Source organism: uncultured Bradyrhizobium sp., assembly GCF_936928535.1.
GTDB lineage: Bacteria > Pseudomonadota > Alphaproteobacteria > Rhizobiales > Xanthobacteraceae > Bradyrhizobium.
Genome location: NZ_CAKZHY010000081.1, coordinates 13,634 through 36,559 on the forward strand (window position 1 = coordinate 13,634; position 22,926 = coordinate 36,559).

General features: G+C 65.0%; 22 protein-coding genes. 5 read left to right on the forward strand and 17 right to left on the reverse strand.

From position 1 onward, the window contains the following. Positions 1 to 6 precede the first annotated feature (6 nt). Positions 7 to 1,740 carry an FAD-dependent oxidoreductase gene (locus Q0687_RS12835; RefSeq protein WP_298877011.1) on the forward strand — a complete coding sequence of 578 codons (1,734 nt, stop codon included), beginning with the start codon at positions 7 to 9 and terminating at the stop codon, positions 1,738 to 1,740. A gap of 17 nt (positions 1,741 to 1,757) precedes the next feature. Continuing rightward, positions 1,758 to 2,552 (forward strand): IclR family transcriptional regulator, encoded by a 795-nt coding sequence (locus Q0687_RS12840; RefSeq protein ID WP_298877013.1) that lies wholly within the window; start codon positions 1,758 to 1,760, stop codon positions 2,550 to 2,552. A gap of 11 nt (positions 2,553 to 2,563) precedes the next feature. Here the strand turns inward: Q0687_RS12840 and Q0687_RS12845 are convergent, their stop codons facing one another. The 9 genes from Q0687_RS12845 to Q0687_RS12885 all read right to left on the reverse strand — a co-directional run bounded on the left by Q0687_RS12845 (position 2,564) and on the right by Q0687_RS12885 (position 10,701). Then, complete coding sequence (locus Q0687_RS12845; RefSeq protein ID WP_298877016.1) at positions 2,564 to 3,343, reverse strand: SDR family oxidoreductase; 780 nt, start codon at positions 3,341 to 3,343, stop codon at positions 2,564 to 2,566. A gap of 57 nt (positions 3,344 to 3,400) precedes the next feature. Next, entirely contained in the window at positions 3,401 to 3,991 is a 591-nt protein-coding gene (locus Q0687_RS12850; RefSeq protein ID WP_298877019.1) for a thiamine pyrophosphate-dependent enzyme, read from the reverse strand. Positions 3,992 to 3,996: 5 nt separating this feature from the next. After that, positions 3,997 to 4,527, reverse strand: coding sequence for a thiamine pyrophosphate-binding protein (locus Q0687_RS12855; RefSeq protein WP_298877022.1), 531 nt, complete (start codon positions 4,525 to 4,527; stop codon positions 3,997 to 3,999). 292 nt (positions 4,528 to 4,819) lie between these two features. Continuing rightward, positions 4,820 to 5,521 (reverse strand): GntR family transcriptional regulator, encoded by a 702-nt coding sequence (locus tag Q0687_RS12860; RefSeq protein ID WP_298877024.1) that lies wholly within the window; start codon positions 5,519 to 5,521, stop codon positions 4,820 to 4,822. Positions 5,522 to 5,614: 93 nt separating this feature from the next. Further along, a complete protein-coding gene (locus tag Q0687_RS12865; protein WP_298877027.1) occupies positions 5,615 to 6,358 on the reverse strand; it encodes an aspartate/glutamate racemase family protein in 744 nt (247 codons plus the stop codon). Between the two features lie 9 nt (positions 6,359 to 6,367). Continuing rightward, entirely contained in the window at positions 6,368 to 7,633 is a 1,266-nt protein-coding gene (locus Q0687_RS12870) for an FAD-binding oxidoreductase (protein WP_298877030.1), read from the reverse strand. Positions 7,634 to 7,637: 4 nt separating this feature from the next. Beyond that, positions 7,638 to 9,299 (reverse strand): thiamine pyrophosphate-binding protein, encoded by a 1,662-nt coding sequence (locus Q0687_RS12875; RefSeq protein ID WP_298877034.1) that lies wholly within the window; start codon positions 9,297 to 9,299, stop codon positions 7,638 to 7,640. 113 nt (positions 9,300 to 9,412) lie between these two features. Further along, the gene (locus Q0687_RS12880) at positions 9,413 to 9,766 is read right to left on the reverse strand and encodes a RidA family protein (RefSeq protein ID WP_298877037.1); all 354 of its coding nucleotides are present in this window, start codon (positions 9,764 to 9,766) and stop codon (positions 9,413 to 9,415) included. A 17-nt stretch (positions 9,767 to 9,783) separates the two neighbouring features. Beyond that, the gene (locus Q0687_RS12885) at positions 9,784 to 10,701 is read right to left on the reverse strand and encodes an NAD(P)-dependent oxidoreductase (RefSeq protein WP_298877040.1); all 918 of its coding nucleotides are present in this window, start codon (positions 10,699 to 10,701) and stop codon (positions 9,784 to 9,786) included. Positions 10,702 to 10,806: 105 nt separating this feature from the next. Here Q0687_RS12885 and Q0687_RS12890 point away from each other — a divergent pair, with 105 nt between their 5' ends. Both Q0687_RS12890 and Q0687_RS12895 read left to right on the forward strand, forming a co-directional pair. Next, positions 10,807 to 11,643: a transporter substrate-binding domain-containing protein gene (locus Q0687_RS12890; RefSeq protein WP_298877042.1), complete on the forward strand. Its 837-nt coding sequence runs from the start codon at positions 10,807 to 10,809 to the stop codon at positions 11,641 to 11,643. A gap of 245 nt (positions 11,644 to 11,888) precedes the next feature. Further along, positions 11,889 to 13,190 (forward strand): MFS transporter, encoded by a 1,302-nt coding sequence (locus tag Q0687_RS12895; RefSeq protein ID WP_298877044.1) that lies wholly within the window; start codon positions 11,889 to 11,891, stop codon positions 13,188 to 13,190. A 15-nt stretch (positions 13,191 to 13,205) separates the two neighbouring features. Here the strand turns inward: Q0687_RS12895 and Q0687_RS12900 are convergent, their stop codons facing one another. The 4 genes from Q0687_RS12900 to Q0687_RS12915 form a co-directional block, all read right to left on the reverse strand. Further along, positions 13,206 to 13,364 carry a hypothetical protein gene (locus Q0687_RS12900; RefSeq protein WP_298877049.1) on the reverse strand — a complete coding sequence of 53 codons (159 nt, stop codon included), beginning with the start codon at positions 13,362 to 13,364 and terminating at the stop codon, positions 13,206 to 13,208. Positions 13,365 to 13,475: 111 nt separating this feature from the next. After that, complete coding sequence (locus tag Q0687_RS12905) at positions 13,476 to 15,119, reverse strand: carboxylesterase family protein (protein ID WP_298877051.1); 1,644 nt, start codon at positions 15,117 to 15,119, stop codon at positions 13,476 to 13,478. Next, positions 15,116 to 16,612: a carboxylesterase family protein gene (locus Q0687_RS12910; protein WP_298877054.1), complete on the reverse strand. Its 1,497-nt coding sequence runs from the start codon at positions 16,610 to 16,612 to the stop codon at positions 15,116 to 15,118. The genes Q0687_RS12905 and Q0687_RS12910 overlap by 4 nt, the downstream gene beginning before the upstream one ends. A gap of 13 nt (positions 16,613 to 16,625) precedes the next feature. After that, complete coding sequence (locus tag Q0687_RS12915) at positions 16,626 to 17,963, reverse strand: MFS transporter (RefSeq protein WP_298877057.1); 1,338 nt, start codon at positions 17,961 to 17,963, stop codon at positions 16,626 to 16,628. Between the two features lie 213 nt (positions 17,964 to 18,176). Between Q0687_RS12915 and Q0687_RS12920 the strand changes: the two genes are divergently transcribed. Continuing rightward, a complete protein-coding gene (locus tag Q0687_RS12920) occupies positions 18,177 to 18,824 on the forward strand; it encodes a TetR/AcrR family transcriptional regulator (protein ID WP_298877060.1) in 648 nt (215 codons plus the stop codon). Between the two features lie 62 nt (positions 18,825 to 18,886). Here the strand turns inward: Q0687_RS12920 and Q0687_RS12925 are convergent, their stop codons facing one another. The 4 genes from Q0687_RS12925 to Q0687_RS12940 all read right to left on the reverse strand — a co-directional run bounded on the left by Q0687_RS12925 (position 18,887) and on the right by Q0687_RS12940 (position 22,924). Beyond that, a complete protein-coding gene (locus Q0687_RS12925; RefSeq protein ID WP_298877063.1) occupies positions 18,887 to 19,672 on the reverse strand; it encodes an ABC transporter permease in 786 nt (261 codons plus the stop codon). After that, the gene (locus tag Q0687_RS12930; RefSeq protein ID WP_298877102.1) at positions 19,669 to 20,481 is read right to left on the reverse strand and encodes an ABC transporter permease; all 813 of its coding nucleotides are present in this window, start codon (positions 20,479 to 20,481) and stop codon (positions 19,669 to 19,671) included. Before Q0687_RS12930 ends, Q0687_RS12925 begins: the two co-directional genes overlap by 4 nt. Before the next feature lie 68 nt (positions 20,482 to 20,549). After that, positions 20,550 to 21,596: an ABC transporter substrate-binding protein gene (locus Q0687_RS12935; protein ID WP_298877066.1), complete on the reverse strand. Its 1,047-nt coding sequence runs from the start codon at positions 21,594 to 21,596 to the stop codon at positions 20,550 to 20,552. 20 nt (positions 21,597 to 21,616) lie between these two features. Beyond that, entirely contained in the window at positions 21,617 to 22,924 is a 1,308-nt protein-coding gene (locus Q0687_RS12940; protein WP_298877068.1) for an FAD-binding oxidoreductase, read from the reverse strand. Between the last annotated feature and the right edge of the window lie 2 nt (positions 22,925 to 22,926).

Below are 22,926 nucleotides of genomic sequence, written 5' to 3' on the forward strand. Positions count from 1 at the left end.
TGAGACATGGCCGGCAACGAGCATAGCGCAAGCGAAACCTACGAGTGCGATGTGCTCGTGGCCGGATCGGGTTGCTCCGGCATGTCGGCGGCGATCACTGCGCGCCACCGCGGCCTCGACGTGCTGATCGTCGAGAAGGAGCCGCGCTTTGGCGGCACCACCGCCCGCTCCGGTGGCTGGCTCTGGATTCCCGGCACGTCGCTGGCGAAGGCCTACGGCATCGCGGAGACGCCGGACCAGGCGCGCACATACTTGCGGCACGAAGCCGGCAACAATTTCGACGCGGCCCGCGTCGATGCGTTCCTCAGCGCCGGCCCCGAGGCGGTCGATTTCTTCACCACCAAGACGTCTCTGTGCTTCGACATGCCGCTGGTGTTTCCGGATTATCACGCCGAAGCGCCCGGCGGCGCGCAGGGCGGCCGCTCCATGGTGACGCGCCCGTTCGACGGCCGCGAGCTCGGCGACCTCATCAAGACGCTCGGCATGCCCCTGCCCGAGCTCACCGTGTTCGGCATGATGCTGGGCAGCGGCAAGGAGATCATTCACTTCATGCGGGTGACGAAATCGCTGAATTCGGCGATCTATGTCGCCAAGCGCCTGTCGCGGCATCTGATGGATGTGCTGCGCTATGGCCGCGGCATGACGCTGACCAACGGCAATGCGCTGGCGGGGCGCCTCGCCAAATCCGCGCAGGATTTGAAGATTCCGATGTGGCTGTCCTCGCCGGTGCGTGAGCTGACGGTCGAAAACGGCACTGTCACCGGCGCGATCGTCACCTGCGAGGGGCGCGAAGTGCGCGTTCGTGCAAGGCAAGGCGTCGTGCTCGCCTGCGGCGGCTTTCCGCATGACGTCGAACGGCGCAAGAAAATGTTTCCGCATGCACCGACCGGCCATGAACATTTCTCGCCGGGCCCGACCGGCAACACCGGCGACGGCCTGCGCCTTGCGGAGAGCGCCGGCGGGCATGTCGAGGAGCGCCTGCCGAATGCGGCCGCCTGGGTGCCGGTGTCGCTGACGACGCGCAAGGACGGCTCGAAGGGCGTGATGCCGCACTTCATCGACCGCGCCAAGCCCGGCGTGATCGCGGTGATGCGCGACGGCAAGCGCTTTGCCAATGAGGGCAATTCCTATCACGACTTCGTCCAGGCCATGATCAAGGCGGCAAAACCCGGCGAGGAGATCGCGGCCTATCTCGTCTGCGATCACAAGACGCTGCGCAAATACGGTCTCGGCTGCGTGCCGCCGTTCCCGATGCCGCTGGGTCATCACCTTTCGACCGGCTATCTCATGCGCGGCGACACGCTGGAGGCGCTCGCAACGAAGGCCGGTATCGATGCCAAGGCGTTCGCCGAGACGGTCAAGCAGTTCAACGCGACCGCACTGCTGGGCCAGGATGCTGCCTTCGGCAAAGGCTCGAAAGCCTATAACCGCTATCAGGGCGATGCCATGCATGGCCCTAACCCTTGCATCGCGCCGATCGAGAACGGTCCGTTCTACGCCATCAAGATGGTCACGGGCGATCTCGGCACCTATGCCGGCATCGTCACCGACGAGAATGCGCGGGCGCTCGACGCTGAAGGACGGGTGATTCCCGGGCTCTATGCCGCCGGGAATGACATGGCGAGCATCATGGGCGGCAATTATCCCGGCGCCGGCATCACGCTTGGGCCGGCTCTGACCTTCGGCTACATTGCCGGCCGTCATCTCGCCGACAGCGCCACCAAGCGCAATGCGGCTTAGGCCACGCCAGGAGGCGCATGAAGAAAGAAAGCCGCGGCATCCAGTCGATCGAGGTCGGCGGAGAATTGCTCCGCGCGCTCGCGAGGTGCGGCGAGCCGATGATGCTGCGCGATCTCGCGCGCGAAGCCGGCATGACGCCGGCCAAGGCGCATCCTTATCTTGCCAGCTTCTCCCGCATCGGCCTGATCGAGCAGGACGAGACCACCGGCCGCTATGAAATCGGCGCACTGGCGCTCGAGCTCGGCTTGATCAGCCTGCGCCGTCTCTCCGGCGTTCGCATCGCGCAGCCGAAGATCGCTGCGCTCGCAAGCCAGATCGGGCACGCCGTCTCGCTCGCCGTGTGGGGCACGCATGGCCCGACCGTGGTGCAGTTGGAAGAGCCCGGCCTTCCCGTGCACATCGTGATGCGCGCCGGCTCGGTGATGGCGCTGTTGGAAACCGCGACGGGACGCGCCTTTGCGGCGTTCCTGCCGGAGAAGACCATCAATGCCGCGCTCGAAAGCGGTCTCGATCGCCAGGGCGTCGGTTACAACCCGAAACGCCCGGTGAAAGGCGCCAAGGTCGCCGAGATGCTCACCGAGGTCCGCAAGCACGGCCTCGCCCGCGCGCTCGGCGATCCCCTGCCCGGCGTCAACGCGTTCTCGGCGCCGGTGTTCGACCATGCCGGCCATGTCGCGCTGGTCATCACCGCGATGGGGCCGGAAGGCACGTTCGATGCCCGCTGGGACAGCCCGATCGCGCACGCGCTGCGGGATTGCGCCGGCGGCATCTCGAAGCGGCTCGGTTATGGGATGACGAACGCGGCGGAGTGAGTGGCGTGCCCCTACTTGTCCTTCACCGGCACCGTGTAGTTCAGGATCAACCGGCCGCCATCCGGATAGATGGTCTGCCCCGTGATGTAGGACGCATCGTCGCTCGCGAGGAACGCCACGACGGACGCCACCTCGCTCGGCTCGCCGCCGCGCCCCGCGGGCGTGCGCGACATCACGGTCTTGCGGGCATCCTCGGAGGTATAGATTGACGAGGCCACCATGTCGGTCAGGATCGTGCCCGGCCCGACCGCGACGACGCGGATGTTGTGCGGGGCGAGCGCGACGGCGGCAACCGACGTCAGCTGCTTCATGCCGCCCTTGGACATCGCATAGGTTGCGAGCGCCGGGATCGCCAGCAGCGCATTCACCGAGGACATGTTGATGATGACCCCGCCGCCGCCTTGCGCGATCATCTGCCTGGCCGCGGCCTGCACGCCGAAGAACGCGCCCTTCAGGTTGATGCCGATGATTTCGTCGAACTCCGCTTCGGTGATCTCCAGGATGTCGCGATTACGCGCGACGCCGGCATTGTTGACCATGATGTCGAGCCGGCCGAATTCCTTCACGGCGATTGCGACCAGCTGATCCACGTCAGAACGCTTGGCGACATTGCCGACGATTGTGCGCAAGGCATCCGGGCGCGCTAACTCGGCAGCCGTTGCAGCAAGGCCCTCGGCATCGACATCCGAGATCACGACCTTGACGCCGTCATCGAGGAATCGCTTTGCGCAGGCCTTGCCGATGCCGCGTGCCGCGCCGGTGATGGCGGCGACCTTGCCGGATAGTTTCATGGGTCTCACTCCAGAATAGCTGCTTGCGGCAGGCCTACTCCGAATGAGGACCAGGCGCTAGGCCGCCGCAAAGCCGAGATGAGCACGGAACCGGTTCTTGATAAAGACGGCATCGCGCGAGGGCAGCGAGCGCGGCGGGTTCTCCGCCCTCACCTTGATGACAAAAAGCCGTGGGCCATGAGGAGGCTCGGCGATGTCAGCCGCGAGGCGCTGAACCTCCTCGAGTGTCCGCACCGTCGCGGTCGCGGCAAAGCGGCAGGCCGCAGCGATCGCCGTGAGATCGACGCCACGGCCGGTGTGGCTCGCCTGCATGCCGGTCTCGCCAAAGTGCTGGTTGTCGATCACGACGATGTCGAGGTTGCACGGGCGCGCGACGCCGATGGTGGCGATGCCGCCGAGGCCCATCAACTGCTCGCCGTCGCCGGTGAGAGCAAGGACGCGCTTGGAAGGCTGCGCCTGGGCAAGGCCAAGGCCGATCAGCGCGGCGCCGCCCATCGCGCCCCAGAGATAGAAATTGTCGTCGCGGTCGCCGGTCGCATGCAGATCATAGGTGGGAGAACCGAGGCCGGAGACGACCAGCGTATCTGCGCGGTTCTTCAAAAGGGCGGCAACGGCCGCACGACGATCGAGCTGGGAGGGGTTGGACATCGACATCACCATTTCTTCTTGCCGATCAGGCGCTGCCCGATCAGGACCGCGATCTGCTGGTCGGAGTCATAGGCGAGCGCGGCTGCGGCTTCGACGGTCTCGATCAGATCCTCCGCCGTCTCAGCCCGCATCACCTTCACCCCGATCGCCTCCAGCGAAGGCTGCGTCGCCCGGCTCATCGGCACCTGCCAGGGATTGAACTCGGCCCATTCGCCGCGCATCGTCACCAGCATCAGCAGCGGGAAGCGGCCGATCACCGACAGCGACAGCATGTTGATGCAATTGCCGACCCCGCTCGACTGCATCAGCAGCACGCTGCGCTGGCCGCCGAGCCAGCCGCCCGCGGCGATGGCGATGCCCTCCTCCTCGGTCGTCAGCACATTGGTGATGACGTCCTTGTCGGCCGAGAACATGCGGATCAGCTGACTGTGGCCGGCGTCCGGCACGTAGGACATCTGCCTGACGTCGGCGGCTTTCAGGACGCGATAGAGCTCGGATGGCCAGTCGATTTCAGGATTGGGCGTGGGGCTATGCACCAGAGGTCTCCGCGGATGTCTAACGGCACGCTAGCGATGTCTGCGCGCGAAGGCGCTGACCGTCTGGCACGATCAGATATTGAAGGATTGTATAGCTGGGGTGCGCATGACTGCGCTCTCTCCCTTGTGGGAGAGGGCATCGCCGCTGGATGACGCGGACTCGCTTGGGTGAGGGGTATGTCTCCCGCACTCAGGCCCATCCGTACGCGCCGAGAGATACCCCTCATCCGGCGCTTCGCGCCACCTTCTCCCACAAGGGGAGAAGGGAAGAGGCATCGCCGCTCGCGGAACCTCAATTATTCGCCCCAGCTCTCGCCGCCGGCATATAGATCTGCGCGTAACCTTCCTTGATCGCGGAGGTAATGCGATCGAGGCGACGGTCGATGTGCTTCTCCAGCACCGAGACGCAGACCTCTTCGTTGCGCGCCTTCAGGCCCTCGATCACCACGCGGTGCTCGGCCTGGGTGTTGGAGCGGTTGATGCTGTCCATGTCGATCCATCGCACGAAGCGGATGCGGGCGTTGACGTTGCGCAGGACGCGCAGCATCTCGGCATTATCAGACATCGCCATCAGCCGCTCGTGGAAGGTCTCATCCAGTTCGACCAGCTCGACCGAGGTGCGCTCGCCCGGATCGGGGCCGGTGGCTTCGAGGAATTTCAGCAGCGCATCGATGTCCTCGTCCCTGGCGCGCTTGATGGCGAGGCGGACCGCGGCGACCTCGATCGACTTGCGCAGCTCGTAGAGATCGAAGATCTCGTGCGCGTCGAGCTCGCGGCAGAAGAAGCCCTTGCCCGGGGTGAAGCGCAGGAAACCCTCGGTGTTGAGACGATTGAGCGCCTCACGCAGCGGCGTGCGGCTGACGCCGAGACGTTTCGCCAGCTCGCCCTCGTTGAGCCGTTCGCCCGGCTTGAACTCGTAGCTCACGGCCATGGCCTTGAGCTGTTCATAGACGCGATCGACGATGCTATCGGAAGCCAGTTCTACGTTGCTCATATCAGCTGCATTCATACCCGCACACAGACCAATATATCGGCGCTGCAGGAGCGATTGCAATGCAGACAATAGTGCAGGTTGTGACGCCAAGACTCAGCCGAACGCGCGCGGGCGCAGTCCGGCATGAAACCAGGTGATCATGGAATAGATGTCGTAGACCGGCAACCCGACTTCGGCCTGCAACGCCGCCGCATAAGGTGGCATATTGGTGCATTCGAGCACGATGGCGCCGACGTCAGGATTTTTGGCGACAAGCTCCTTGCCGGCCTCGACCACGTCGCGCTCGGCCTGCGCGACGTCCATATCGTCCTTCTCGGCCTTGATCAGGACGCGGAAAAATTCCTTGCCGTGCTCGGTGCCGACCAGCGGCGTATCGAGCGGCACGCCGGCGCCTTCGAGATGGGCCGGCGTCAGCGTCGAGCCCGACACCGTGACGAGGCCGACGCGCTTGCCCGGCGGCAAGGTCGCCTGCACCCACGGCACCTGCATCAGCGACGAGGTCGCAACGGGCACTCCGACAGCCGCGGCGATCTCCTTCTGAAACAGCGAGAGGAAGCCGCAATTGGTGGTGATGGCCTCGGCCCCGAGCCGCACCAGGTCCTTGGCCGCATCGATGAAGTCAGGCAGCAGGCCCGCCGCGCCCTTCAGCACCACTTTCTCGGGCGATGCACCGCTCACCACGCGATAGAGCACCGGAAATGGCCAGGTCGTGCCGTTGCCCATGTCGCCGGCGATCCGCGGAAAGCGCGCTTCCAGCATCAGGATGCCGAGCGGCGCGCCATAGATGGCCTTGCCGCCGCGGGCGATGCGGGAGGGTGAGTTGCTGGGATAAGTCATGGCGCGATCTCAGAGGAAGCGATTGGGCGAAAACGGCGCGAGTGGAATTTCGGGCTGCTTGCCGCTCAAGAGCTGGGCGACAAGACGGCCGGTGCGAGCCGAGCCGACCAGGCCGACATGACCATGGCCGAAGGCGTAGACGATGTCGCGCGAAGCGCGCGCATAGCCGATGCAGGGAATGCCGTCGGGCATGCTCGGGCGATGACCGAACCACATCTTGATGCGGGAGGCCGGAATGTCCTTCGGTAGCTTGGGGAACATGCTGAGAAGGTGGTTACGCAGGATCTCGGCGCGTTTCCAGTTCGGCGCGGCCTCGAGGCCGGCGATCTCGACCGTGCCGGCGGCGCGCAGGCCCTTGTTGGTCCAGTTCACCACCATCTTCGCGTCGGATGCCATCATCGAGCTCCGCGGGCCGGTTTCCGGGTTCTCGATCATGACGTGATAGCCGCGCTCGGTTTCGAGCGGCAAGGGATCGCCGACGGATGCGGTGAGCTTCTTTGAATGCGCGCCGGCCGCGACCACCGCGGCATCGCAAGGAATTTCACCTGTCTCGGTGAGGACGGCGACAAGCTTGTTGCCGCTGAGCTTGAGCCCGGTCGCCTTGGCATGGACCAGCTTCGCGCCCCTCGCCAGCGCGTGCTGGGCAAGCGCGGCGACATAGGCGCCGGGATCGCGGCAACGGCCGGCCTCTTCCACCACCACACCAAAGGTGTAGCGCGGATGCAGATCCGGCTCGCGCTGACGCATCTCGTCGGCGCTCAGCTCCATCCACGCGACGCCGACCTTCTTGCGCAGGCGCCAGCCGAGATCGTTGTCGAAATTGCCGCGCGAGGGGAAGATGTGCATCACGCCGTTGCGCTCGATCAGCTCGGAGACACCAGCTTCTTCGGCCAGCTTCCGGTGCAAGAGCGGCGCGTCTTTCAGGAGATCGCGCAGCGCAAAGGCCGTCTGCTCGACCCGCCCCGCGGTCCAGCCCGACAGCAGATATTTGATCAGCCAGGGCAACGCCTTCCCCAAATAAGACCATCGGATCGCCAGCGGGCCGAGCGGATCCATCAGATAGCCCGGCACCTTCTTCCAGGTGCCAGGCTCGGCCGGCGGAATCACCGAATGCGAGGAGAGCCAGCCGGCATTGCCATAGCTCGCCGCCTGTTCGCCACCGGGCTCGCCCGCATCGATCAGCGTGACGCGATGGCCCTCGCGCAGCGCCTCGATGGCGCTGATCACGCCGACCGCGCCGGCTCCGATGATGGCGACGTGGCGAGCCTCTGCCATCGCTTTACGCCTTCACCGCCGGCACAAAATCCTTGCCGACCGAGATCGCGCGGGGATCGATGATGCAATGGAGGATCGACGGCTTGCCGGAGGCGAGCGCGCGTTCGAACGCCGGTGCGAATTCCTCGGTGCGCTCGACGCGCTCGCCATGGCCGCCGAACGCTTTTGCGTACATCGCAAAGTCAGGATTCTTGAGCTGGGTGCCGACCACGCGGCCGGGATAGTCGCGCTCCTGGTGCATACGGATGGTGCCGTATTGCGCGTTGTCGACGACGATCACGACCAGTGGCGCATCATACTGCACGGCGGTCGCGAATTCCTGGCCGTTCATCAGGAAGCAGCCGTCGCCGGCGAAGGCGACGACTACACGGTCAGGAAATTGCCGCTTGGCCAGCACGCCCGCCGGCACGCCATAGCCCATCGAGCCCGAGGTCGGCGCAAGCTGCGAGGCGAAGCTGTGGAAGCGGTGATGCCGATGGATCCAGCCGGCATAATTGCCGGCGCCGTTGCAGACGATCGCGTCCTTCGGCAGGCGATCGCGCAGCCAGGTCATGACCTGGCCGTACTGGAACGTGCCCGGCAGCTCCCGCGCCTTGCCGGTCCAGGCGAGATAGTCCGCATGCGCCTTGGCGGCCTCGCCCTTCCAGGCGACCGCGCCTGAAGGCTTCAGCGTCTCGACGGCGGCGGCGAACGCCGCAGGCGTTGCCTGGATCGCAAGCTCCGGCTGATAGATGCGGCCGAGCTCCTCGGAGCCCGGGTGCACGTGGATCAGCTTCTGCTTCGGCGAGGGAATGTCGAGCAGCGTGTAGGACGAGGATGGCATCTCCGACATGCGGCCGCCGATCAGGAGAATGACATCGGCGTTGTCGATGCGCGCCTTCAGACCCGGGCTCGGCCCGATGCCGAGATCGCCGGCATAGTGCGAATGATCGGCGTCGATCAGCGAGGCACGACGGAACGAGGTTGCGACCGGCAGATCGAACCGCTCGGCAAAGCGCGCGATGCTCTTGGTGGCCTCGTCAGTCCAGCGCGAGCCGCCGAGGATGACCAGCGGCGCCTTGGCGCTCGCGAGCATCGAACTGACGCGCTCGATGTCCGCAGGCGACGGCCAGCTCACCGCCGGCTCGATGCGCATCGCATCGGCAACGGCCGCAGTCTCGGTCAGCATGTTCTCCGGCAGCGCGATCACGACGGGACCGGGGCGACCCTGCATGGCGACGCGGAAGGCGCGCGCGACCAGCTCCGGAATGCGGTCGGGACGATCGATCTCGACGGCCCATTTCGCCATGGAGCCGAACACCGCCTTGTAGTCGAGCTCCTGGAACGCCTCGCGCTCGCGCATGCCGGTGTCGACCTGGCCGACGAACAGGATCATCGGCGTCGAATCCTGCATCGCGATGTGAACGCCGTGGCTGGCATTGGTGGCGCCGGGGCCGCGGGTGACGAAACAGACGCCCGGCCGCCCGGTCAGCTTGCCATACGCCTCCGCCATCATCGCCGCGCCGCCTTCGGCGCGGCAGATCACGACGTCGATCGGGCTGTCATGCAGCGCATCGAGTGCCGCCAGGTAGCTCTCCCCCGGCACGCAGGTGACGCGCTCGACGCCTTGCGCGACCAGCTGGTCGATCAGGATCTGGCCCCCGGTGCGGGTGTTTCTGATGGTCATGACAGCTCCCTGCAGGCTTTGGCGAATGTGTTTTTTGTTCCGCCGTGGCCTAGGACAGGCGGACATGAGGTGCAAGGCCGATGCGGGCAGTGCAGAGGGCACCGCCGCGCATGTCAGCGTCGCGCGGCGATGGCGATCACCTCGATCCGAAAGCCGGGATCGGCGAGCTCGACCTTGCCGCAGGCGCGGCACGGCGTGTCGCCTGATACGACCCAGGCGTCGTAGACCGCATTCATCGCATCGAAATCGTCCATGGTTTTCAGCCAGACCTGCACGCTGAGCAGGCGCGACTTGTCGGTGCCGGCGCGCGCCAGCATGTCGTCGACCTTGGCCAAGGCCTCTTTGGTCTGCTGGGTGATGTCGGCGGACTTGGTGTCCGCCACTTGTCCGGCGAGGAAAACGAGATCGCCGAACACGGAGGCACGGCTGCGGCGCGCGTTCTGGTCGATCCGGGTGATGTCAGACATGGGATGTCCTTCTTGCTTTACTTGCCGGTTGCGATGATGCGGCGGCAGTGATCGAGGGCCGCGCCGATGAGGTTGTCGCTCGCCTCGGGCGTGCGAAACGCCGAATGCGCCGATAGCGTCACGTTCGGCAGCTTTGTCAGCGGATGTCCTGCCGGCAGCGGCTCGACGGTGAAGACGTCGAGGCCCGCATGGGCGATGTGGCCCGAGCGCAGCGCCTCCAGCATCGCGTCTTCGTCAACGATCGCGCCGCGCGCGGTGTTGATCAAAATGCTGCCCTTGCGCATCTGCGCGATGCGCTCGCGCGACAGGAATCCCTTGGTCTCGTCATTGAGCAGGAGATGCAGCGAGACGACGTGGCTCTCGGCCAGCAGCTTCTCCAGCGAGACGAATTCGACGCCCGGATGCGTCTTCGGCGTCCTGTTCCAGGCGATCACCTTCATGCCGCAGCCTGCCGCCATCCGTGCGGCTTCCGCGGCGATGCCGCCGAAGCCGATCAGGCCGAGCGTCTTGCCGGTGAGCTGCACGGCATCTCGCCGCAGCCAGTTGCCTTCGCGCATGCCGCGGTCCATCTCGCCAAAGCTTTTGGCCGACGCCCACATCAGCGCGATCGCGCATTCGGCCACGGCCGTATCACCATAGCCCTTGATGGTGTGGACGGCGATGCCGCGCTCAGCGAGCTCCTCCGGATTCATGTAGCTGCGCGCACCGGTGCCGAGGAAAACGACATGCTTCAGCCCGGCGCATTTCGCGGCAATCGCCGATGGCACGGCCGTGTGATCGACGATCATGATCTCGGCGTCCCCGAGCAGACCGGGCAGATCGTCAGGCTTGATGGAGGGATTGCGGTTGATGTCGACCGGCAGATGATCGGTGCGCAGCAGCTTTTCAGCGACCGCGGCAAGGGTGTCGTTGGCGTCGACGAAGAGAGCGCGCACTATCTGTGTGTCCCGGCCAATAATGAAATACCGTATTGCATTTTAATCTGAATACAGGAATAGTCCACCGCCGGGTTGAATGTCCAGAAGCGCAGGAGAACTGCCATGAATCGCAGGGACGCACTCACCACCGTGGCACTGGCGGGCGCCGCAATGGCCGCGACCACTTCAGTCAAGGCCGACACCGCGCCGACCTCCACGCTCGATCGCATCAAGAAGAGCGGCGTGCTGCGCATCGCTGTGATCGCCGGCCAGGACCCATATTTCCACAAGGACCTCGCGACTAACAAATGGTCGGGCGCCTGCATCGACATGGCCAATGACATCGCGTCCAAGCTGGGCGCCAAGGTGGAAACGCTGGAATCGACCTGGGGCAACCAGATCCTCGATCTGCAGGCCGACAAGATCGACCTCGCCTTCGCCGTGAACCCCACGCCCGAGCGTTCGCTTGTGATCGACTTCTCGACCCCGATCCTGGTGCACTCCTTCACCGTCATCACCAAGAAGGGCTTCGCCAAGCCGCAGAGCTGGGCCGAGCTCAACAAGCCCGAGGTCAAGATCGCCGTCGACATCGGCTCGACGCATGAGACGATCGCACGGCATTACTGCCCGACGGCCGATATCCTCGGCTTCAAGACCCGCGACGAGGCGATCCTGGCGGTGTCGACCGGCCGCGCCGACTGCAATGTCTCGCTGGCGGTGCTTTCGGTGTTCACGCTCAAGAAGAATCCGACGCTCGGCGAGCTCGCGATCCCGCGGCCGCTGCTGACGCTGCCGACCAATCTCGGCATCCGCGCCGAAGCCGATCGCCGCTATAAGGATTTCCTCAGCGCCTGGGCCGACTACAACCGTTCGCTCGGCCAAACCCGTGAATGGCTGCTGAAGGCCTATGAAACCGTCGGCCTCAGCGCCGGGGACATCCCGAGCGAAGTGCAGTTCTGATCGGTCATTTGGGTCTGAAGCGTCTCCAGCTGCGCAACACGCGGCTGGTGACGGTTTTGTGCTGATCCACTGGACAGATTGACGCGGATGCCCTGAGCAAACCGGGACGCAGATATGCGCACCGCCTCACGTGGGCCTTCCGGTGTTGACGCTGACACATGCGCGTTTAAGTAGGTGAGACAAAGACTGCAGGGATGGCGACGTTTTCTGGGCTGGTTCCCGTTGCCGTCACCTAAGCAGGACACATGACGACCTCGCCTCACGCGACCTCGCCTCGCACTTCAGTGCCCCCTCATCTCGCCATCGTCCTGTTCTCGCTCGCGATGGGCGGCTTTGCGATCGGGACCACCGAATTCGCATCGATGAGCCTGCTGCCGTTCTTCGCAGGCGACCTTCATATTGACGAGCCGACCGCCGGCCATGCGATCAGCGCCTACGCGCTCGGCGTGGTGCTGGGCGCGCCGCTGATCGCGGTGCTCGGCGCCAAGTTCGCGCGGCGCACGCAGCTGCTGGCGCTGATGGCAGTGTTCGCACTGGGCAACGCCCTCACCGCGCTCGCACCCGGCTTTGGTTCGATGGTCGCGGCTCGCTTCCTCTCAGGCCTGCCCCACGGCGCCTATTTCGGCATCGCCGCGCTGGTTGCCGCCTCGCTCGTTCCGCAACATCGCCGCTCGCAGGTGGTCGGCCAGGTGATGCTGGGCCTGACGATCGCCACCATCATCGGCGTGCCGCTCGCCAATCTGATCGGCCAGGCGATGGGCTGGCGCGCGAGCTTTGGCCTCGTGTCGGTGTTGGCCTTGCTGACGATGGTGCTCTGCGCGCTGTACGCGCCGCGCGACCAGGCCGGCCGGTCGGATCCGCTGCGCGAGCTGGGCGCGCTCAAAAGCCGCCGTGTCTGGACCACGCTCGCGATCAGCGCCATCGGCTTCGGCGGCATGTTCGCCGTCTATACATATCTGGCGACGACCTTGATCGAGGTCACCAAGGTCAGTACCGAGGTCATCCCGTTCTTCCTGGCGATCTTCGGCATCGGCGCCACGCTCGGCAATTTGGTCGTGCCGCGCTTTGCCGACCGCGCGCTGATGCCGACGGCCGGCTGCATTCTGGTGTTTGCCACCGTGGCGCTGCTGGCCTTTCCGCTTGTCGCCGGCAACCCCTGGCTCCTCGCAATCGACATTTTCGCGATCGGCGCCAGCGTCGCGCTCGGCGCTGTTCTGCAAACGCGGCTGATGGACGTCGCCGGCGACGCGCAGGCGCTTGCCGCCGCGCTCAACCATTCGGCCTTCAACACGGCCAACGCGCTCGGCCCCTTCCTCGGTGGCCTCGCCATTCGTCAAGGCTGGGGCTGGACCTCCACCGGTCCGGTCGGTGCCGGCCTCGCGGTCCTCGGTCTTCTGATCTGGATGGTCGCCTGGCGCGACACCGGCCCTGCGCCGGTCGAACACGTCTCAGGCAGCGACGCCGCGCCGCGCGACACAGCTCCGCTGAAGCAGGCACCGCCGCTGGCGCCGCGTGAGCGAAGCCGTCCCAAGGAACCGGTGGCCTGACGGATCGCGAGGCGCTCAGAACAGAGCGGCGTTGAGGGCCTGTCCGTAGATCATCGCGGCGACGAGCGAGACCAGCAGGCCTGCGCCCGAGAAGATCACCAGGATCTTCAGAGTCTCGATATCGACATTGGTTCCCATCGCGCGGGATAATGCTCTTGCCAGTGCAGCAATCATCGCCAGCTCCGAAGCCGGCCGCGCGGACGCGGGGCCTGACTTCATCTAGCGCAGATCGGCGCGCCTGCCTGTGAAGCAGATTACAGGTGCGGCGGAGCGATCGGCCCGGCGCTAGTCGCGCGACACTCGCGGCGTCGAGGGCGTGACGTTGGCGGGCGTGTGGAATTCGAGCCGGGCCCGGTTTTCCTCGCGCACGCCGGATTGATCGCCGAACTCGACATAGGTCTGCGCGTCCGGCTTCCATTGCGGCCATGGCGTCGCGGCGGTCGCCGGATTGCCTGACCGCGCGAAGGCGACCAGCGTGTCCATCATGCGGTCGGACAGTGCGCGGTCGAACTCGGTCCAGTTGCGCGTGGTGCGGAATTTGTTGAAGGCATCCTGCGTGCCGAACCAGTAAGGCACATCGGAGGTGTGATAGGCGCCGATCTTCTGCGGGCTGTCGAAGAATTCGACGCCAGGTGCGAACGGATGCACGCGCGAGAACATGTACATGTAGAACGGCGCCTTGCCGTTCCTGGCCTGCGCTTCGGCCCAGTTGCGCGTGCCGATCTCAACTAGCCCCTCGCGTGCGGCAAGCAGGCCCATCGCCTTCGCCTCGGCGTCGGTCTTCGCGGGATAAAGCGCGAGGAAGCGGTCAGCCTGATCACCGTAGAGCTTTTTTGCGGCGGCCACATAGGCCTCCAATGTCCCGGCGGTGCGCAAATCGTTCGAACTTTCATCGCTGGTGAAACCGGCCACCGTCGCGACGTCGTTCTGCTTTCCGGCCGCAAAGATGTTCGAGACCGTGTCAGGCAGCACGTAGCCGTCGATGTCGGGCGTCACGGCGATCGTACCAGCGCAGCCGAGCTGGCAATCCTTCTGGATCTTGTCGGCCTGGATCAGGCGCATCTCGGCCAGCGACGATGCACCGAGCGCCGACTGCACCTCGAGACCGATCTTCTCGGCCGCCGGAAGAGCCGGGAATTTGAATCTGGCATCGAACATGCTCAGGCTCATCGCGAAGCCGCGATTGAACAGGCCCTTCGCCAGCGGGCTCGCTTCCAGCGCCGACACCGACATCGCGCCGGCCGACTGCCCGGTGATGGTGACGTTGTCGGGATCACCGCCGAACTGCGCGATGTTGCGCTTGACCCATTGCAGCGCCGCGACCTGGTCCATCAGGCCGTAATTGCCGGAGGCGTGATGCGGTGATTCCGCGGTCAGCTCGGGATGGGCGAGATTGCCCAAAATGCCGACGCGGTAGTTGAAGCTGACGAAGATCGTGCCTTTCCTGGCGACGTTCTCGCCGTCATACATCGCCATGCCACTGGAGCCGAGCGTGAAGCCGCCGCCATAGATCCACACCACCACCGGCAGCTTTGCGCCGGGCTTGGCATCCGCGCTCGCCCAGACGTTCAGATAGAGGCAATTTTCGCTGGTCGCCTCCTCGCCGAAATAATGGTTGAGATTGTGCCGTCGCAGCACCTGGATGCATTCCGGCGCGAGGCGGTCGGCGTGATAGACGCCCTTCCATGCCTCGACCTTCTGCGGCGCGCGCCAACGGAGTTCACCGAGCGGCGGTGCGGCAAACGGAATGCCGAAATAGGCTTTGACGTTGGACGGCAGCACCTTGCCGGACACGGCGCCGCTGTCGATGCTGACGGGATCGCCGGGAACAGGGGTCGCGACGATCTGCGCCGACGCGGACGATGCCGCGAGCGCCATGAAGAGCGAAGCGATCGAAGACCAGGCAGCTTTCCTGTTCAAGTTGCTCATACGGCCTGCCTCATGTTCTTTTTATCGTTGGCGCCGGCGCTAAGCTCCGCCCACACGCGGAAGCGCGCGCCTTCGTTCAGCGGCACAATATGAAACGGCTGGGCGAAGATAGCGAACGGCTCTTTGCCTTCCGCGAACCGCGGCCAGGCTTCTGCGACATCGGGTTTTCCTGATGTCACGAACCGCAGCAGGCTGGTCTGGAACCGCGCCGCGACGTCGATATCACCAGGCGTCATCGGGCCGCCCTTGCGCTTCAGGATCGGGCGATCGATGAAATCAGGCAGATGCGCCCAGAGGCAGGCATTGTCGGCGCCGTGGGTCGGCCCTTGTGACAGGAACGGCTGCAGCGCCGGACGATGGTCGAACCGGCTCAGCCACACTGCGCCGCCTGCGCTTGCGTGGCTCCGCGCCAGATCGGCCATCGGACGATGCCAGAACGCATCCGACAGCAGCGCCTCGTACGGATCCTCGTCAGGGCGTGCCGAGCCGCGATAGCAGGCCAGCAGGCGCTCCCAGCCGGCATCGCCGAAAGCTGTGCGCACATTGCGCTCGGTGGTGCGGATCATCGCGGCCGGCGGCGTGCTCTTCAGGAACATCACCATCTCGTCACGGCAGGAGCCCAGCCAGAGCGGAATATCGCGCAAGGCCCCACTTGCAAACACGTCGCGCGGCTCGCGCGGGATCACCGTGCCGTCGAGCACCGGTCCGAACACGGTGCCTGAATCGGTTTCGTCCGCGATCCTGCGGCCGACGTGCTCGACAGCCGCGAAGAGTCTTGCGAGCGGCGTGGATGCGATTGCGCTCGCATCACGCGCGAGTTCGAGCTCGGCCAGCACGTTGCGCGCGACGATGTCGGCATGATCAGCGCTCATGATGCTGCGACCGGGCGCGCTCAGCGCCAGCGCGCGGGCGAATTTGCCCTTGGCCTGCGGCAAGCTTGCGATCGCAATCACCATGGATGCGCCGGCCGACTGGCCCGACAGCGTCACCTGGTCAGGATCGCCGCCGAAATTGGCGATGTTGGCGTGCACCCAGTCGAGCGCGGCGAGTGAATCCGAGATGGCGAGGTTGTTGGCTTCGCCAAGGCCGTGGCGATGCAGCTGCAGGAAACCGAGCGGTCCGAGCCGGTAGTTGATGGTGACGATGACGGCCGGGCCGAGCGCGGCGAGGAAGGCGCCGTCATAGTCGGCGCCGCCGCCGGTGACGAAGGCACCGCCATGAATGAAGAACAGCACCGGCAGCGGGTGCTCGGCGCCATCGGGCGTCCAGATATTCAGGCTGAGACAGGATTCTTCCGCCTGATCGAGATGCCCGGGCTGCGGCGCATAGGCGCCGTAGTCCGTGCAGCGGCGCTGCTCCGTCCACGCGAGCGGCGGCGTAGCCTTGGCAAAGCGCCGCGCCATCGCAAACGGCACGCCCTTGAAGGCGCGGACGTGCCCATGCTCGGCCCCGATCACGGGGCCGAACGTGGTCGTAACAGCGTTGGTCAGCATGCCCAGCCCTGTCTCACGCGCGGCGCTTGCCGAGATCGGCGATGTCGACCTTGTGGGTCTCGCGCGCCGTCATTGCGGCCGCGGCCGAGGCGACGCAGCAGCCGCCGACGAAGATCGCAACCGGGATCCAGCCGTTCGGTCCTTCACCGACGAGGCTCGCGCTCACCAGCGGCGTGAAGCCGGCGGCAAGGAAGCCGAGCTGGGTGCCGATCGCGGTGCCGGAATAGCGCACCCGCGCCTCGAACATCTCCGCGTAGAACGACGGCCAGATCGCGTTCGGCGCGGAATAGATGATGTAGAGGCCGATCGCAGCAGTGAAGATCGCGGGCGTGCTGCCCGAGGTCACCAGCATGAAATACGGGAACAGCAAGGCGGCACAGCCGAGCACGCCGCCGATGAACACCGGCTTGCGGCCGATCCTGTCGGCAAGCAAAGCCCAGAGCGGCTGCGCGAACAGCGCCACGACATTGCCGAGCACGCCGGCCCACAGCATGGTTGGACGGGCGACGCCGAACTTGCTGGTGGCATAGCCGAGCGCGAACACCGCCGTCAGCGTAGAGACGGTCGCGATCAGCGCGCAGACGATGACGCGCAGCACATCCGGCCAATAGTCGCGCAGCAGCGCGATGACGGGAAAGCGCGCCACTTGCGCCTTGTCCTTGATGTTCTCGAACACGGGCGTCTCGGGCATGGTCCGGCGCACCAGATAGGCGACCAGCAGCACCAGCGCCGAGAGCAGGAACGGAATGCGCCAGCCCCAGCTCAGGAGTTGATCTTCCGGCATGCTGGAAACGGGGATGAACACCAGCGTCGCCAGAATCGCGCCGGCCTGGGTGCCGCTCAGGGTCCAGCTCGTGAAGAAGGCGCGGTTGGAATTGGCGGAATGCTCCAGGGTCAGCGAGTTCGCCCCGCTCTGCTCACCGGCCGCCGACAGGCCCTGCAGCAGACGCAGCAGCGTCAGGATGATGGGCGCGGCGTTGCCGATGGTCTTGGCATCAGGCAGCAGGCCGATCGCAAGCGTCGAGAAGCCCATCACGACCAGCGTGAACAGCAGCACCGTCTTGCGGCCGATGCGGTCGCCGAAATGGCCGAGGATGACGGCGCCGACGGGACGCGCGATATAGCCGATGCCGAACGACAGCAGCGCCAGCAGCGTCGCGGTGCCGGGGGCGACATTGGCGAAGAACACTTTCGGAAAGATCAGCGCCGCCGCGGTGCCGTAGATGAAGAAGTCGTAGTATTCGAGCATGCTGCCGACGAAGCTGACGAGCGCGGCGCGGTTCGGCAGCCTGCTCTGTGTCGGCTCCGAGGCTGAAGGCGCGCGCAGCGATGCAGTTGAGGTCAAGCTCATCAGTAGTCCTCCCCGTGTGCGATGGCGGTCGCAGCTCGCCTCATGCCCGTCCGGCCATGCGCGCGCTTTTTGCTTTTGTTGCCGCAACCTTGGTTTGAGCACATAATGTACGAACTAGTCCGTTTATGCAAGCTGATGCGGGAAAACGTCGGATTGGGCGAAATTTGCCTTCACCTTCAAGGTGATCCATAGAAACGTGCGGGAGAAACAGTGATGCTCAAGCGCATGCCACCGCCATCGAAGCGCACCAATGACCCCGAGCGCACCAAGCGCGACATCCTCGAAGTGGCGATGGCCGAATTCGCCTCGGAGGGCTATTCCGGCGCCCGCGTCGATGCGATCGCCGCGCGGACGCGCACGTCGAAGCGGATGATCTATTATTATTTCGGCGGGAAGGAGCAGCTCTACCTCGCGGTGCTGGAAGAAGCCTATCGCAGCATCCGCGCGCTCGAGGACCAGCTCGATATCGCGAGCTGCGACGCGCGCGAAGGCCTGCGCCGGCTGATCGAGGCGACCTTCGACCATGACGAGCGCAACCCGAACTTCATCCGGCTCGTCTCAATCGAGAACATCCACCACGGCAAGCATCTGAAGCAGAACCTGCAGCTCCGCCAACTCAACGCCAGCGTGATCGCAACGCTGGACAGCATCCTCAAGCGCGGCCGCAGCGAGGGCGTCTTCCGCGACGACGTCGACGCCATCGATCTGCATCTGGCCATCTCCTCCTACTGCTTCTTCCGCGTCGCCAACCGCCATACGTTCGGCGCGCTGTTCGACCGGGATTTGAGCGAGCCCAAGGTGCTTGCGAAGAGCAGAACGCAGATCGTGGAGATGATCTTGGCGTGGCTGGGGAAGAAGTAAGGCGCAACCGCGCTACAAACTCCGCTGTCGTCCTGGCGAAAAGCCAGGACGACAAGTTGCCCCTACCCCGCCTTCTTCTGCCGCGCGCTCGCCAGCAGCACCAGCATGAAGGAGGCCGCCGTCATCAGCGTCGAGATCGCGGCGATGGTCGGGTCGATCTCGTCGCGGAGCGCGGTGAACATCCGCTTGGTCAGCGGCTGATATTGGCCACCGGAGATGAACAGCGCGACGATGGTCTCGTCCATCGCCGAGATGAAGGCGAAGATGCCCCCGGCGACCACGCTCGACTTGATCTGCGGCAGCGTTACCGCGAAGAAGCTGCGCAAACGGTTCATGCCGAGGCTGCGCGCCACCATCTCCTGCGCTGGGTCAAAGCTCTGCAGGCCCGCCAGCACCGAGATCACGACATAGGGCAGGCCCAGCATCACATTCGCCAGCACGAGGCCGGGCATGGTCGCGACCAGGCCGACTTTTGCGTACACGAAGAAAATGCCGACCGCGGTGATGATGATCGGCACCACCAATGGCAGTAGCAGCGCCATGTGGATGACGCGCATGATGCGCAGCTTCGATTGGCTGATGGCATAGGCGGCCGCCACCCCGAACGGGGTCGCAATCACCACCGTCAGGAGCGCGACCGTCAGCGTCACCCGAGTCGCCTGCATCCAGGCCGGATTGGCGAAATATTGCTGATACCAGCGCGTCGAGAACGACGGCGGCGGAAAGGTCAAAAAGCGCGCGCTAGAGAACGAGATCGGCGCGATGATCAGCACGGGCAGGATCAGATAGATCAGCACCAGCGCGCTGATCACATAGAGGGCAATGCGTGCGGGCGAGATCCGTGTCATTTCTGCCCCAACACGCGATCGAGCGAGATGAAGCGGCTGACGATGAAAAAGATCGCGAGCACGCTGAGGAGCAGCACCACGCCAACCGCGCTCGCGGCGCCGAACTGGTTGTAGAGCTCGACATTGCGGCTCACCAGCATCGACACCATCACCGTCCGCCCGCCGCCGAGCAATTCAGGCGTGATGTAGAAGCCGAGGCAAAGCACGAACACCATGGTGCAGCCCGCGAGCACGCCCGGCAGCGACAGCGGCAGGAACACGCGGCAGAAGGTCAGCGACGGGCTTGCCCCTAAGCTCGCTCCGGCCTGCATGAGATCGCCGGGGATCTTCTGCATGGTCGCATAGAGCGGCAGCACCATGAACGGCAGCAGGATATGCACGGTCGCGACCACCGTGCCAAAGGTGTTGTGGACCAGCGCGAGCGGCTCGGAGATCACGTCGAGATAGCGCAGCAATTGATTGATCACACCGGTGCGTTGGAGCAGCGCCAGCCAGGCGTAGGCGCGCACCAGCACGGAAGTCCAGAACGGCAGCACCACAAGCGAGAGGATCAGGATGCTCCAGCACTTGGGCACGGAATTGGCGAGGTAAGCTACGGGATAGCCGAGCAGCAGCGCGATCACCGTCACCGCGAGGCTTATCTCGAAGGTCAGCGCGAAACTCCGCCAGTAGATGTCCTCGGTGAAGATGCGGCGATAGTTCTCCAGCGTGAAGCCGTCATGGTAGATCGACTGCCAGGCCAGCCATCCGACCGGCAGTACGATCAGCAGCAAAATCACGAGCAGCGCCGGCGACACCAGCGCCAGCATCAGGCCGTGCTCACGGCGCTGATGCTTTTGCGATGGATCTGGCACAGATATCGTCAACGCTGCCTCGCTCACTTCTGCATGAAGGACGCCCAGCGCTTCTCGGCGGCTTCGCCCGCGGGCGAGGACCACCAGGCGTAGGACATCAGCGCCTGCTTCGATGCGTTCGCCGGCTCGCTCGGCAATTGCGCCGCACGCTCGGGCTTGATCACATTGGTCTCGAAAGCCTTGGGATTGCCCGGGCCGTAGTCGATGTTGAGCGGCAGGTTGGCCTGGTGCATGGGATCGACGGCCTCGTTGAGGAACTTGACGGCCGTGTCGAGGTTCGGCGCGCCCTTGAGGATGCAAAGCGAGGTGCTCTGCAGGATACCCTGGTTGTAGGTGAAGGCCACCTTGGCGCCTTCCTTCGCAACCGCGCTGACGCGGCCGTTCCAGGCCATCTCCATGTCGACCTCGCCGTCGTTGAGGAGCTGCGCCGACTGCGCACCTGATGTCCACCACACGGTGATGTGCGGCTTGATCTCCTCCAGCTTCTTGAAGGCGCGGTCGACATCGAGCGGATAGAGCTTGTCAGGCGCGACACCGTCGGCCATCAGGGCCGCTTCCAGCGTCGCGAAGGGATGGTTGCGCAACGCACGACGGCCGAGGAATTTCTTCACGTCCCAGAAATCGGCCCAGCTATTCGGCGCGTCCTTCGGAAACGTCTTCTGGCTGTAGGACAGGACGCTGGAATAGAACTCATAGGAGACCGAATAGGGACTGCGATAGGACTCCGGCATCGCCGCGCCGTTTGGAATCTTCGAGAAGTCGAGCTTCTCGATCAACCCCTGCTCTCCGCCGCGCAGGCAGTTGCCGGTCGGGGTGTCGACGACGTCCCAGATCGGCTTGCCGCTGCCGACCTGGGTCTTGATCGCAGGCCAGGCATCGGGAATCGAATCCTGGTTGATGGTGATGCCGAGCTTCTTGGCGGAGGGATCGAGGATCGCCACCGTCTGCGCCTCCTGATAGGCGCCGCCTTGCGACACGAACGTGATCTGCTCGGCGGCATCGGCCGCCGTGGTGAACCCAAATGCGCCGAGCAGCGCGCAGCCCAATCCAAAGCCCTGCTTCATCGTCATCCTCGCCTCCTCCAATGATCTCACTGACCGATCGCATCGAGAAACTGGTACCAGCCTGCGACCATGCGCACGGCGGGCTCGCGCAGCGGATAGAACGGAATCGCCTTCATCCGCCGCGCATCGAGCAGGCCGACGTCGGGCGTCTCGCCGCGCACGAACGCGGCAAGATAGCGGCCCATCAGGCTCGACATCGCAACGCCGGCGCCGTTGTAGCCGACCGAGAACAGCGTGCGGTCATCGAGCCGACCGATATGCGGCACCGAGTCCAGCGTCATGGCGACGAGACCCGACCATTTAAATGCAAGCGGGACATCGGCGAGTTCAGGGAAGATGCCCACCATCGCCTTGCGTAAAGCGTCGAAGGCGGCTTGCGAGTCCTGTTTGCCGAACGCACCGCGGCCCCCGAAAATCACGCGGTTGTCGACCATGCGGAACCAGCGCATCATGCGCTTAGTCTCGGTGTACGTGCGCCCCGTCGACATCAATTGTCCGGCGAGATTGCGCGGCAGCTGCTCCGTCGCAACCATGGCGCTGCGAAACGGGATCAGCCTGCGCTGCAGATGCGCGGTCGCACCGGTCAGATCGGAATAGCTGTTGGTGGCGATTATGGCCTGCCTGGCGCGCACCGCGCCTTGCGGCGTTTCGGCGACGATACCGTCGCCATCGCGCCGAAGTCTCACGACCGGAGATTCTTGGAAGATCGGAACGCCGCGGCGCGCCACGCCGTCGGCGAGGCCGCGCAGATAATGCAGCGGATGAATGCCGCCCGAGCCAGGATTGAGCACGCCGCCGACAAAGATGTCCGAGCCGGTCTCGTCGCGCACGCCGCGCTTGTCGAGAATGCGGACCTCGGCGGAACCCATCTCGCGCGTCATCCAGTTAGCTTCGTCGATGGCCGCTTTCAACGTGGTCTCGTTGTGCGCGGCCTTGACCTGGCCAGTGCGGGTCAGATTCGCACTGGTGATGCCGAACTCGGATACAAGCTCCTCGACCATGTCGGTCGATTCATGTGCGATCTCGTACATGCGCCTGGCCATCGCGCGGCCATGCACGGCGTCGATCTCGCGAAACGAGAGACGAAACTTCGCGGTGATCACACCGCCATTGCGGCCGCTGGCGCCCCAGCCGGGCTTGTTGGCTTCGAGCACGATCGGCGACAACCCGCTCTTGGCGATGTGGTGCGCCGCGGAGAGGCCGGTGTAGCCCGCGCCGATGATCACCACGTCCGCCTGTTGCTCGCCGGACAAAACCGGAAAGACGCGCGCCGGCTCCGCCGTGGCTTCCCACAGCGAGTTGGCAGATGCCAGTGCGCGCCAGTCGTGTGCCATGC

Coding starts and splice junctions, on each gene's coding strand:
- Q0687_RS12835 (WP_298877011.1), top strand. CDS start 7: ATGGCCGGCAACGAGCATAGCGCAAGCGAAACCTACGAGTGCGATGTG.
- Q0687_RS12840 (WP_298877013.1), top strand. CDS start 1,758: ATGAAGAAAGAAAGCCGCGGCATCCAGTCGATCGAGGTCGGCGGAGAA.
- Q0687_RS12845 (WP_298877016.1), bottom strand. CDS start 3,343: ATGAAACTATCCGGCAAGGTCGCCGCCATCACCGGCGCGGCACGCGGC.
- Q0687_RS12850 (WP_298877019.1), bottom strand. CDS start 3,991: ATGTCCAACCCCTCCCAGCTCGATCGTCGTGCGGCCGTTGCCGCCCTT.
- Q0687_RS12860 (WP_298877024.1), bottom strand. CDS start 5,521: ATGAGCAACGTAGAACTGGCTTCCGATAGCATCGTCGATCGCGTCTAT.
- Q0687_RS12865 (WP_298877027.1), bottom strand. CDS start 6,358: ATGACTTATCCCAGCAACTCACCCTCCCGCATCGCCCGCGGCGGCAAG.
- Q0687_RS12870 (WP_298877030.1), bottom strand. CDS start 7,633: ATGGCAGAGGCTCGCCACGTCGCCATCATCGGAGCCGGCGCGGTCGGC.
- Q0687_RS12875 (WP_298877034.1), bottom strand. CDS start 9,299: ATGACCATCAGAAACACCCGCACCGGGGGCCAGATCCTGATCGACCAG.
- Q0687_RS12880 (WP_298877037.1), bottom strand. CDS start 9,766: ATGTCTGACATCACCCGGATCGACCAGAACGCGCGCCGCAGCCGTGCC.
- Q0687_RS12890 (WP_298877042.1), top strand. CDS start 10,807: ATGAATCGCAGGGACGCACTCACCACCGTGGCACTGGCGGGCGCCGCA.
- Q0687_RS12895 (WP_298877044.1), top strand. CDS start 11,889: ATGACGACCTCGCCTCACGCGACCTCGCCTCGCACTTCAGTGCCCCCT.
- Q0687_RS12900 (WP_298877049.1), bottom strand. CDS start 13,364: ATGATTGCTGCACTGGCAAGAGCATTATCCCGCGCGATGGGAACCAAT.
- Q0687_RS12905 (WP_298877051.1), bottom strand. CDS start 15,119: ATGAGCAACTTGAACAGGAAAGCTGCCTGGTCTTCGATCGCTTCGCTC.
- Q0687_RS12910 (WP_298877054.1), bottom strand. CDS start 16,612: ATGCTGACCAACGCTGTTACGACCACGTTCGGCCCCGTGATCGGGGCC.
- Q0687_RS12915 (WP_298877057.1), bottom strand. CDS start 17,963: ATGAGCTTGACCTCAACTGCATCGCTGCGCGCGCCTTCAGCCTCGGAG.
- Q0687_RS12920 (WP_298877060.1), top strand. CDS start 18,177: ATGCTCAAGCGCATGCCACCGCCATCGAAGCGCACCAATGACCCCGAG.
- Q0687_RS12925 (WP_298877063.1), bottom strand. CDS start 19,672: ATGACACGGATCTCGCCCGCACGCATTGCCCTCTATGTGATCAGCGCG.
- Q0687_RS12930 (WP_298877102.1), bottom strand. CDS start 20,481: ATGCTGGCGCTGGTGTCGCCGGCGCTGCTCGTGATTTTGCTGCTGATC.
- Q0687_RS12935 (WP_298877066.1), bottom strand. CDS start 21,596: ATGACGATGAAGCAGGGCTTTGGATTGGGCTGCGCGCTGCTCGGCGCA.
- Q0687_RS12940 (WP_298877068.1), bottom strand. CDS start 22,924: ATGGCACACGACTGGCGCGCACTGGCATCTGCCAACTCGCTGTGGGAA.